At 34.9% G+C, this 10896-nt stretch carries 13 protein-coding genes; 3 read left to right on the forward strand and 10 right to left on the reverse strand.

What is annotated here, in order from left to right; all coding sequences use genetic code 11:
* Positions 1–70 precede the first annotated feature (70 nt).
* The 6 genes from gpsB to NCCP28_RS01790 form a co-directional block, all read right to left on the reverse strand.
* Positions 71–373, reverse strand: a complete 303-nt coding sequence (gene gpsB / locus NCCP28_RS01765; protein ID WP_248559693.1) for a cell division regulator GpsB — start codon at positions 371–373, stop codon at positions 71–73.
* 73 nt (positions 374–446) lie between these two features.
* The gene (locus NCCP28_RS01770) at positions 447–1004 is read right to left on the reverse strand and encodes an SLOG family protein (RefSeq protein ID WP_248560264.1); all 558 of its coding nucleotides are present in this window, start codon (positions 1002–1004) and stop codon (positions 447–449) included.
* 339 nt (positions 1005–1343) lie between these two features.
* Positions 1344–1703 (reverse strand): CotD family spore coat protein, encoded by a 360-nt coding sequence (locus NCCP28_RS01775; protein WP_248559694.1) that lies wholly within the window; start codon positions 1701–1703, stop codon positions 1344–1346.
* Between the two features lie 324 nt (positions 1704–2027).
* Positions 2028–3296 (reverse strand): ribonuclease H-like domain-containing protein, encoded by a 1269-nt coding sequence (locus NCCP28_RS01780; protein ID WP_248559695.1) that lies wholly within the window; start codon positions 3294–3296, stop codon positions 2028–2030.
* Positions 3297–3304: 8 nt separating this feature from the next.
* Entirely contained in the window at positions 3305–5581 is a 2277-nt protein-coding gene (locus NCCP28_RS01785) for a DEAD/DEAH box helicase (protein ID WP_248559696.1), read from the reverse strand.
* Positions 5582–5662: 81 nt separating this feature from the next.
* A complete protein-coding gene (locus NCCP28_RS01790) occupies positions 5663–6460 on the reverse strand; it encodes an alpha/beta fold hydrolase (protein WP_248559697.1) in 798 nt (265 codons plus the stop codon).
* 257 nt (positions 6461–6717) lie between these two features.
* On the opposite strand from NCCP28_RS01790, the gene NCCP28_RS01795 reads away from it, so the two are divergent.
* Positions 6718–7197 (forward strand): Hsp20/alpha crystallin family protein, encoded by a 480-nt coding sequence (locus tag NCCP28_RS01795; RefSeq protein WP_248559698.1) that lies wholly within the window; start codon positions 6718–6720, stop codon positions 7195–7197.
* Positions 7198–7327: 130 nt separating this feature from the next.
* Positions 7328–7480 carry a YpzG family protein gene (locus tag NCCP28_RS01800; protein WP_248559699.1) on the forward strand — a complete coding sequence of 51 codons (153 nt, stop codon included), beginning with the start codon at positions 7328–7330 and terminating at the stop codon, positions 7478–7480.
* A gap of 51 nt (positions 7481–7531) precedes the next feature.
* Here NCCP28_RS01800 and NCCP28_RS01805 read toward each other — a convergent pair whose 3' ends face one another.
* The 4 genes from NCCP28_RS01805 to NCCP28_RS01820 all read right to left on the reverse strand — a co-directional run bounded on the left by NCCP28_RS01805 (position 7532) and on the right by NCCP28_RS01820 (position 10180).
* Positions 7532–8056, reverse strand: coding sequence for a YppG family protein (locus NCCP28_RS01805; RefSeq protein ID WP_248559700.1), 525 nt, complete (start codon positions 8054–8056; stop codon positions 7532–7534).
* Between the two features lie 294 nt (positions 8057–8350).
* On the reverse strand, positions 8351–8725 hold the full coding sequence (locus NCCP28_RS01810; protein ID WP_248559701.1) for a YppE family protein: 375 nt from the start codon (positions 8723–8725) through the stop codon (positions 8351–8353).
* A gap of 76 nt (positions 8726–8801) precedes the next feature.
* Positions 8802–9062: a hypothetical protein gene (locus tag NCCP28_RS01815; protein WP_248559702.1), complete on the reverse strand. Its 261-nt coding sequence runs from the start codon at positions 9060–9062 to the stop codon at positions 8802–8804.
* Positions 9063–9178: 116 nt separating this feature from the next.
* Complete coding sequence (locus NCCP28_RS01820) at positions 9179–10180, reverse strand: DUF2515 family protein (RefSeq protein WP_248559703.1); 1002 nt, start codon at positions 10178–10180, stop codon at positions 9179–9181.
* 94 nt (positions 10181–10274) lie between these two features.
* Here NCCP28_RS01820 and recU point away from each other — a divergent pair, with 94 nt between their 5' ends.
* On the forward strand, positions 10275–10871 hold the full coding sequence (recU, locus tag NCCP28_RS01825; protein WP_248559704.1) for a Holliday junction resolvase RecU: 597 nt from the start codon (positions 10275–10277) through the stop codon (positions 10869–10871).
* Positions 10872–10896: the final 25 nt, after the last annotated feature.

The raw sequence follows: 10896 nt of genomic DNA on the forward strand, positions 1-10896 counted from the left end.
TTTGTATTGACTACATTTGCTATTATATTATTTTCCTTCTATAATAGCAATGGAAAATTAAAGAAAGTCATCAATCATATAATTTGCTGCCAAAAACATGTTTCTCCAAATTCGATAAACGCTTTAATATATCAAAATTTGTTGTTCCCGCTGTACTTGGTGCAGGCTGCCTTTTAGAAGTATCCTCCACTTGTTTTTTCAAGCGCAAGTTTTCTTGCTGCAATTCTTCAATTTCCTGATGCAATGTTTCATAGTCTTTAATAATTAAATCTAAAAATTGATCCACTTCTTCGGGTTTATATCCTCTCATGGCTGTTTTAAATTCTTTTTCCAAAATATCTTTAGCCGTTAATTTCATTTTATCTGCTAGCATCGTCCGCTCACCTCAAGAAATACCATTATAAAATTTATTTTTTCAAAATTTAGTGCATTTGTCAATTTTTCACTTAAAAGGAGTCATTAAATTGTTCTTCTTCCACAATAGATTGCAAATCGGAAAAATTAATCTGTCTCATTTCATATTCATTTTTTTCTTTATACAGTTTTGCAAGATTGTATAAATATTTGGGGCTTCCTTCTTTCTCGTCATCATAAAACAATAATAGCATATCGCTTTTTTGCAGGAGAAAAATATTTTTTGCCTTTAGCTGTTCTGGACTTTCATAAGGTTTTTTTGATACAGAATCAATAAAGTCTGCCTGCATTAAAACTTCTTCATACCATTCTTTGTTTGCTTCTTTCCAGCCTTGTTCCTGATCTATAAAAGGAGTAAAAATCCCTACTTTTAAAAACGGAAACTTTTCTAGCTGCAACTCATACACTACTTCTGCAGCCCATAGCTCTGTACCAAGCTGACCGCTTATCAATATCCATTCTACGCCTTCTTCTGCCATTGTTTCTATTTGCTTGCGAATTGCTTCTTTTATATAAGAAACAGCTTTTTCATCTTTTTTAAAAATGCCTATTTCATATGGTTTGTAACCTGAAACAACAGCAATTTTCATCTTTACCATAAACTCCTTTACAAACCTGCTATGTAATCTTTATTTTCTCGTTGGGGATATTAATAAAGCTTACTCTCCCCTTAATAGAAATTGTATTACATTCCTTTTTCAACATGCCTTTTTTCTTTTATTCCTAAAAAACACAGTTTATAAAAAACCGTCCTTTTTATTATCTTTTACCTTATCTTGTATTATAAGCATTTATAAAAAAAAGAGAAACTAGTTTGGCTTTTTTTATATGATATTTCTCCTATTTATATATTTTTTATGGGATCTACATGCATATAAACAGAAAAAGACCTATTTAATAGGCCCTTTTCCATCATATAATTTCATTCATTAACGTTTTCTGAATGGAAATGCTCCTGGCATAGTTCCCATGTTTCCAGCTGTTCCTGGGAACATTTGGCCTGTTGCAGTAAACGGCATACCACCTGTTTGAGGCAGCGTTGGCGCTGGCCCTTGAACAGGGTATGGCGTTGGCGCTGGCCCCATATTCGCTTGTGTGTTTGTTACTACATTTTCAACAGATTGAGTTTGCGGGAAATAATGTTGATGCTCATAATTAACATGATTTACCGTTGTTGTATGAGTTGGATGAATATGGGGAACAATGTTATTAGAAAAAGTATGATTCACACAACATTTTGTTGGATGTACTACCGGTGGACAAACATTTGGTTTATGACAATGATGCATATAGAAAATCTCCTCTCAAATAATTAATTTATCTTACATTAATAACCTATGAAAAAAGAGATAATCTTGTACTAATACAAATACCTATTTATGTTATTTCTCTTTAATTATTGAAGTCAACTTCCTTACATGGCATAAAAACTGCTCTTAAATGTGGTAAAAAGTACAACAGTTAGACAAACTACTACAAAAAACAAAAACATGACAAACTTATACAAAAAAAACGCACCTCTTCTTCTTATTTTTAGACAACTTTCTCGTTTTCTATCTATTTATTATTTTACTCACAATAAAAAAAACAAACAACTAAGAATTAGCAGGAAATTAATGCCTTCCTTCCTGCATTTCTAGTTGTTTTGTTTTTCTTTGGAGACGTTCTGATCTTTTTAGCAGTTCTGCTGATTGCTTTCCGGCAAAACCATGGCTTTTGTATAGCGCCATCGCTTTATTTGTCATCTGCATTGCCCTTAAATAGTTTTTGTGTTTATGTTCGGCAACTTTCGCTAACTCTATATACGTTTCGGCCACCATTTTTATATTGGTTTTGTCTGTATAATGATCGATAATATATTGCCATAGAAAAATTGCTGACTGAAGTTTTTTCGCCTTTTTCTCCTGTGCGGCAAGAATAAATTTAGCCTGCAATACTTCTTCCTCATTGGTTTCATCCATATATTCCAATGTTTTTTTTGCAGCATTGCTTTCTCCTAATGAAGAATACCATCTGCCGACTTCTAATATTTCTTTTGCTGACATGCCTTTATCTTTTTTTAATAATTGATAGCTTAAATGAGTATATAGCGTAATAAGCGACAAAATATCGATTTCATTATGTTTTAATATCCCAAGCATGCCTTCTGGATTTTTTCTTTCGACAAAATCAAAATAAATCATCGGCGCTAAAAAACCTGGGATATCATCTTTTCTGACTACCCCTAGCACTTCTTTTTCCACAATGGATAATTTTGTTCGTTCTAGGCGATGTTTCCACATTCTTCTCGCTGCGTGATATAAATCAAAATGACCAAATTCCGGCAGCTTTGGAACATGTTCTTTCACAAACATATGCCTTGTTTTCACTTGGGGCCAATCAAATGCTTTGCCGTTATAAGTGACAAGTGTTGTATAGTCGACATTTTCTAAAAAGCTTTTAAATAAAGGAACTTCCCCAGCTGGATATGGTAAAATATGCTGTTTCAGCACTACTTCCTCCCCAACAATCTGTGCATAGCCCAATATAAAAATAGTATTTCCAGCTCCGCCGCCAAGACCAGTGGTTTCTGTATCAAAGAAAAAAAGATCGGTCCCTTTATGCCCTTTTGCTGATAACGGATGGATAAAAGGAGATTGGTTCCATTCATGGACTGCCTGACAAAATTCATAAAAATAGTAGTTTCCATGTTTAAACGATAAAGGATACTTTACTTCTCTAATCAAACAATACTCATTATCTGCCCAATATGGATAAACATTTTCCTTCTCCCACACATCTAAAAAAGGAATTTCTTTTGTTTGTGTTTTTATTTCCACTGGTTTTGCTGCTTCTTTTTTGATATGCCCTTTTAGCCGATTTAATTTGTTTTTTATACTCATTGCATCCCCTATTTTTGCTTTAGATTTACAAATGAAAGAATATTTAATACATCTTTTTTATAATGGTCGTTTGTGCTTTCCATGCCAATGCACGACGGGCAGCCATGGGCGCACGTGCAATTTAAAATCATTTTTTTCGCTTCAGTCATGACTGTATCCATTTGCTGATACAGTTTTTCCGCTAAACCAATTCCGCCAGGATAGCGGTCATAAAAGAAAATCGTCGCCTTTTCATTATGAACAGCCTTCACTTGTGGCACAACATGAATATCACTTGGGTCTGCCATGACAAGCAATGGTGCGATGTGTTTTAAGGCGTGTGCCGCGCCAATTAGTCCCAGTTCCATTTTTTCGCTTTTTGCATCAAACCCATTAGCAGTAAAGGATATCCAGCAAGCATTTGTATGAAGTTCTTCTTCTGGAAGAGTAATTGGTCCAGAGCCAATGTTTTCATGTGTTTCAAACTTAATTTTCTTAAAGATGGTGCTCATTGCTGTGATGCTGACATCGCCATATCCTATTTCCAGCTGCTCTTCTTCTTTTTTCTTATCTACTTCTAAGACTTTTAAAGAAACGGCAAGATTAGCATCGGTATAATAATCGACATCCACTTCTCTTACAAATGCTTTTTTTTCTTCCCAGTCTAGCTTCTCTACTTGATACTGTACTCCTTGATGAAGATAAATAGCTTCTTCATGAAGCAAAGTCATAGCAGAAAAGCGGTCACTTTCTCCAATCACTCGCGTATTCCCTGTATTCGTAATGTCAATAATGACTACATTTTCCTGAGAAGCTGAACGCAAACTAATATTATGGGCTGGGAAAGAATCATTCATCCAATACCATTTATCCCCGTTTTCAAACAGCACTCTTTCTTCTGCTAAATATTCCAGCACCTCTTCTATTTCACAACTTCCAAACTTTTCGCCTCGTTTAAAAGGAAGTTCGTAGACAGCACATTTCATATGGTCAATTAAAATAATTAAGTTATCTGGATTAATGCGTGCCGTTTCTGGATTCCGATTAAAAAAATAATCCGGGTTCTGAATCAAATATTGATCCAATGGACTGGAGCTTGCGACCATTATCACAAGAGATTCATCATGCCTTCTGCCAGCCCGTCCAGCCTGCTGCCAAGAGCTTGCGATTGTACCTGGATATCCTGTCATTACGCATACTTGCAGCTGTCCAATATCCACTCCAAGCTCTAATGCATTGGTGCTGACAACTCCATAGATGCTGCCTTCCCTTAAGCCTTTTTCAATTTCCCTTCTTTCTGTTGGAAGATAGCCGCCTCTATATCCTCTAATGGCTTTAGTGCCCAATTGATACTTTACTAATTCTTGCAGATAAGTCAGCAAAATTTCTACTCTTACCCGGCTTTTTGCAAAAATAATGGTTTGAATCTTATTTTTTAAAAGTTCTCCTGCAATTTTTTTTGCCTCAAGTGTTGCACTTTTGCGTATATTTAACGGAACATTGACAATTGGCGGATTATAAAAAACAAAATGTTTTCTGCCGCTCGGAGCACCGTTGTTATCAATTAATTCCATCTTTTCTTCAGTTAAATTTCCCGCAAGTTCTAAAGGATTAGCTATCGTTGCCGACGTACAAATAAAGATGGGATTGCTGCCGTAAAAAGCACAAATTCTTTTTAAGCGGCGGATAACATTGGCAACATGACTGCCAAACACTCCTCTATAGATATGAAGTTCATCAATCACCACATATTTTAAATTTTCAAATAAGCTAACCCATTTCGTATGATGAGGCAAAATAGCAGAATGAAGCATATCTGGATTTGTTATCACAATATGTCCGGCTTTTCTCACCTTTTGGCGAATAGAAGCAGGTGTATCTCCATCATATGTATAGCTGTTAATCGAAAGTTCTGCACTTTCAATCAGTTCATTCAGTTCACTTTTTTGATCTTGGGCAAGGGCTTTAGTCGGAAACATATAAAGAGCTCTCGCTTGACTATTTTCTGCAATGGATTGAATAACGGGCAAATTATAACAAAGTGTTTTTCCTGAAGCAGTTGGAGTTACTGCCACAATGCTGCGATTTTTCCGCACTTGTTCGTATGCTGATTTCTGGTGTGTGTATAATTGTGAGACGCCGCGCTTTTCTAATGCTGCCTTTATTTTTGGAGATAAATCGCTAGGAAGTGGCGTCACCTTCGCTTCTTTTGCCTCCAGTGTATGCCAATAAGCAATCTGATCTTTATACTCTTCGCTATATTTAAAGTCATGAATAATCTGTTGGAGATTTTTGCGTACTTTCATTTTTTCACCTCTATTTTATTCTATTCTAGCGAATAAACGTTCTTGTATAAAGAGGTTTTAGTATTTCTATCAATGGAAAAATCATCTATTTTCATCCGCACCATCTTGCTTTACAAAATTCACAAGAAGCTTTGAAAGTGCTGTAGGATCCTCTATCATACTCATATGTCCTGTTTCCAATAATTCTGCCGTGATATGTTTTCCGCTTGCAGATGCGACACGATCAAGGGGCACTACTTTATCTTTTGTTCCTTTGACAAGCAGAACTGGAACTGGTGAATTTGCGATAATATGATTGCGATCTATTCTTTTTCGCATGGCAGATAATGTTTCCATTGCCGCAATTGCGTCCGTTTTGTATCCAATCTCTTTTGCTTTTTCCACTTCTTCCTTTTTTGTACGAATCGAATCGTCTGAGAATAGATTTGGTATTAGCCCATCAACAAATTCAGCCATTCCTACATCTTGGATTTTTTTAATGGCTGTTAGTCTTCCTTCTTTTCCTTGTTCTGTATCAGGATATGCAGTGGAATGGATAAGCCCAAAGCCAGCTAATGCTTCAGGAAATAATTCCGCAAATGCCAATGTTACATATCCTCCTAATGAATGGCCAAACATATACACATCGGCTAGTTCCTTTTTATCTAGAAAACATTGGATGTCTTTCGCTAAATCTTCTATCAAAAATGATTCGCCATTGTAACTTGTTTTTCCGTGCCCTCTTAGTTCTATTGCGACCACATGGAAATTTGTTAATAACGGCATAACGTTTTCCCAATATTCAGCATTTCCGCAAAATCCATGAATAAGGATAATTGTTTTTCCTTTTCCTGCTTCTTGATAGGCAACTTCTTTTCCACTTATTATCATTGTCTTCATATGAATACCCCCTTATAAATTTTACGATAACATAACTCCATCTTTCTATAGTAAGTCATTTTGGTTAAAACAAAAACCTTTTTACACTTGTAGCAATCAGAAGATACAAAACAAACCGAAAAATCAATAGAGTATGCAAATAAAATATAGTATCTCTTACTAAAAAAACAATTGCTTTAAAAAGAAGATAGGCACAAAATATTTCTTTTTGGCATAAATATGATGTTAGAAAGTATTTGCAAAAAGGAGTGTCAACATTGTCAGGAAATTTCCCTATTGATCCAAACAAAAAAGAAAAAAACGAACCATTTGGTGGATTTATCAAGAGCATGAATGGTTTTCTTCAAGAAAAGCCAATCAAAAATTTTCTGCAAAGCATGGACGAATTCTTCAGTAATCCTTTTCCAAACAGCGCCTTTCCTTTGACCGTTAAAGAAACGGCGACAGCCAACCTTATCATAGCAGAGCTTCCTGGAATCAATAGAGAACAAATACAAATTAATGTATACGATCACCATCTAACAATCAGCGTCAATTATCAAGAAATCATTACAGAAGAAAACACGCAGCAAAATTTCTTTCGTTCCAGTCAAACCTATAAAAGAAACAGCAGAACCGTTGCTCTTCCATATCCAATCGATGAAAAAAAGGTAAAAGCATCTTATCAAAATGGATTGCTTACTGTAACTGTCCCGAAGCAAAAAGGCAAAAAAATAATGATAGAAGAATCTAAATAGTTTTTTTGAACTCCTTACTTTAGAAAAGCAGAGCATGTATAAAAAAAAAAATTCTGCAAATGCTATTAGTGGTGCTTCAATTGAGGAGCATCGCTAGTTTTTTTATAAAACCTATTCCCGAGGTGATTAGATGAGCTACAAAGATCAATTGGATTCTCATTCTTCGCTTTTTCACCATAATTGGACAAGACCAAAACGGGCAAAGTCTCAAGTCAATGGCCATACCGAAATGTCTAAAACCAATCTTATTCTAAGAAGAGATGCAAAAGCGCACCGCTGGTAAGGGAAAAAGAAACTAGAAAAGGCACCCTTAATCTTTAGGGTGCCTTTTAGTTTACACTTTAAATATTCCCCCTACTCCTTTTACAAGCCCTGTCATCTGATTCATTGCATTCATCATCATCCCCGCCGTATCCATCATTTTATTAAAATCAAGTGATCCATCCTGTGATTTGAAGGAATTCATAAAGTTTTTCATTCCTCCTTGTTTCTGAGGAATAAACGACTGTTTCGGATATGGATTCATATAGTTTTGCGGTTGTTGTTGGGTGGCAGCACTTGAATAAGAATCATCGTAATACTGCAGCGGGTTTTGAAATACTTCATGAGATTTCGGATAATTATTTTGCGGATGAAAATATGGCTGTTCGTAATTATTAAAATTTGCATGTGAGTAAGGGGCATTGCCGTAATGGCTTTGATGCATACTTTGTTCAAATCCGCCATTCCATTGTGGTTGATTTATATATGGATTGTACATTCTCGTTTCCTTCTGAATATACTGTTGTGGCATTCTACTTATGTGTGATGGAGCAGCAGCAGGATTTCGCGCATAAAAAATGGGGCGTGTTGGGTTCATTTTACTGTTTCCTCCTCCAATAGTAATTCCCGTCATATCCTATGAAGCAAATGCCCAGCACGTGCATGGTCTGATAAAAAAGAACCTACATAAAGTTCTATTAAGTTTGACTGTTGATTGCGTTCTTTCTCCAAAAAATAAGCGCCGATCCCCCAGAGCCAAATTCTATCTTGCTTTTCAACATAGGGACCTTATGCCTTCCAGCAGAGTATAAAATACATCCAGCATAAAAAGAAAAAACTATCGATTTGGATGGATAGTTTTGTTAGTTTTATTTTATTTGATAAAAGAACATCATTTTTTTTCTATACTTGACAATTGGCTTAATAGCACTTCTAAAATATACTGCACAGATTTTATAGCATCCATAAATCTTTTTTTACTTGTATCCGGATAAAAGGCACTGACTGAAATGATTTCTAAGTGATCAGAAGCCGACTGAATTTGGGCCGCATGAAGATATTCTGGTTTATTTGCCACTACCCAATTTATAGCAGTCACTTTCCAGTCTTCATTTATTTTTTTTACCTTATTTGCAAAAGGAACTACTACTTCATAAAAGTCTTCCCCTTTTCCGGAAGCTTTTACTTTTATAAAAGTGTCCATCAAATATCCGGTTGACTCTAGCAGCATTTTTGTATTTTCTTTTAATTGATTAATCAAAGTCACTTTCCCATCCACTACTTCCTATTCACTTTTGATGCAATTTATTCTAATTGTCATGGACATAATATTAGGGGATTATTTAACTTAATTCAAGTTTAAATGTTGCCATTCTTCTTATTTTCTCTGGACTTTTGGCTATAGTATGTGTGGTTTCTTTTTTTAACTTTTGTTCAAAAACAGAAAATGCAGCTTCTAACAGTTCTAAATGGTCAAGATGATCTTCTAACTCTTTTTTTTGATTGGAATGAACACCTAAAAGCAAACTATCCAATTCTTCTAAATCATCATAAATAGTTTCAAGCATCTTCAACAATTCTGCTTTATTGTATTCTTCTTTCATCTCTACCCCTCCTGTTTCTTTTGCTAGTTACTAATTCGAGGTTTCCTTTATAGCTCCTGCCAACCTGACAAAACTAGAAGGGATTCGTCAAAGAAAGAACTGATTCTTAAATTCTCTCAGCTATTTTCGACATATTTATTTTTCACCACTTTATTTTCTAGTCTAATCAATGTATGCAACTGCTCTTGTTTATCCCGATACCACGTTGTCAGAGTTTGCGGCTTTTGCTTTCTAGCCAATGTTTTTTGCCAGGCTTTCTTTTTCTTCCTCATCTCTGTCCAGTCCACCATTTCTTTTTTTTCATGCTTTACTACCGGATAAGCTAAACGCAAAATGGGCGTATCTCTTTTATGCTGGGGATAAATAATGCATTCATAATCTCTCCTTGAACCAGTATGCGTTCTTGAGATACTAAATTGATAAAAACTTTCATATAAATCTGGATGAAACAATATATTCGCCAGTTCCTTCCCAAACTCGATCCGCTTATCAAGGGAAGTAAAGTCAGTTACACAGCCACCATAAAGATTCCCTTTTAAAGTAGGAAATAGCACCGAACTAAAATGAAAAAAATCTTGCAATAAATATGCTGGACTATGGAATACTTCTCTTTTATAATAAGGATTTTTAATAATAGGCTGCTCGATTAAGTTTTGTTCATTAATAATAAGACTTGTCATTAATCTTGTTTGGTTTCGTTTTCTCCAAAAAAGATTCCATTCTTTTTCCATAAAAGAAGAAACAGAAAAGTATTTTAATAAGTGAAACAAAGGCCTGTTGTATTTCGTCGAATAATCATAGAGCAATAATTGGGGGAATGCATCTTGAAAAATTAGCCAATTTGCTTCTTCATAGGTGAAAAATAATTTCTCTCTTTTTTCTGCAGCTAGTATTTTAGAAAACCAGCTTCCTTGTAAATCGCACATATTCCACCCAGCATTTCGCGACACTTGGCTGGCAAGATATGCCCACTGAATTTCTTTATTTGCGGTATAATACTGGAGATAACCTTCAGTTCTTGATATATTATCTAAGTTATATTTTTTTGTTAGGGAATAAATCTTTTGAACCAGCCTCTCTTCGTTTGGCGGCAGAAAATAATTAAATAGACCTACCATATAAGCCCCCTCTTTTATCAAGCAATATGATATTATTGTTTGTTGTTAGAGTTAACTTATACTCTTTCCTATGGTAGTTTAATGAGGTGAAAAAATGAATTACCCAAACGGAAAAAAGTACAATCCGACAGCCAGCATAAAAACGCCAGTTAAAAAAATCAGCTATTCCAATAGAGGCATGACTTTGGAAGAAGACATCAATGCAACAAATCAGTATTACTTGGAATGTGGAAAAGCGGTTATACATAAAAAGCCAACACCTGTTCAAATTGTTCAAGTGGATTATCCCAAAAGAAGTGCTGCTGTTATTAAAGAAGCGTATTTTAAACAAGCTTCTACAACAGATTATAATGGTGTATACCGGGGAAAATATGTTGATTTTGAAGCAAAAGAAACAAAATCACTACAATCTTTTCCATTAAGTAATTTTCATGAGCACCAAATTAAACATATGCATCTAGTAGCAAAACAAAAGGGCATCTGTTTTGTACTCATTCGATTTTCTTCGACAGATGAGATTTTTTTATTGCAAGCTGAGCAATTGTTTATATTTTGGGACAGAATGAAAAATGGTGGCAGAAAATCAATTACAAAAAAGGAGCTTTTAGCTTGTAGTCACATAATAAAACTTGGTTTTCAGCCGAGAATTGACTATATTAAAGTAATAGATTGGCTTTATCATTTTGATTAAATGCCCCTTTGATTGTTTTTATTGA

The sequence above is a fragment of the Niallia sp. NCCP-28 genome (genome assembly GCF_023168165.1).
GTDB lineage: Bacteria > Bacillota > Bacilli > Bacillales > Cytobacillaceae > Niallia.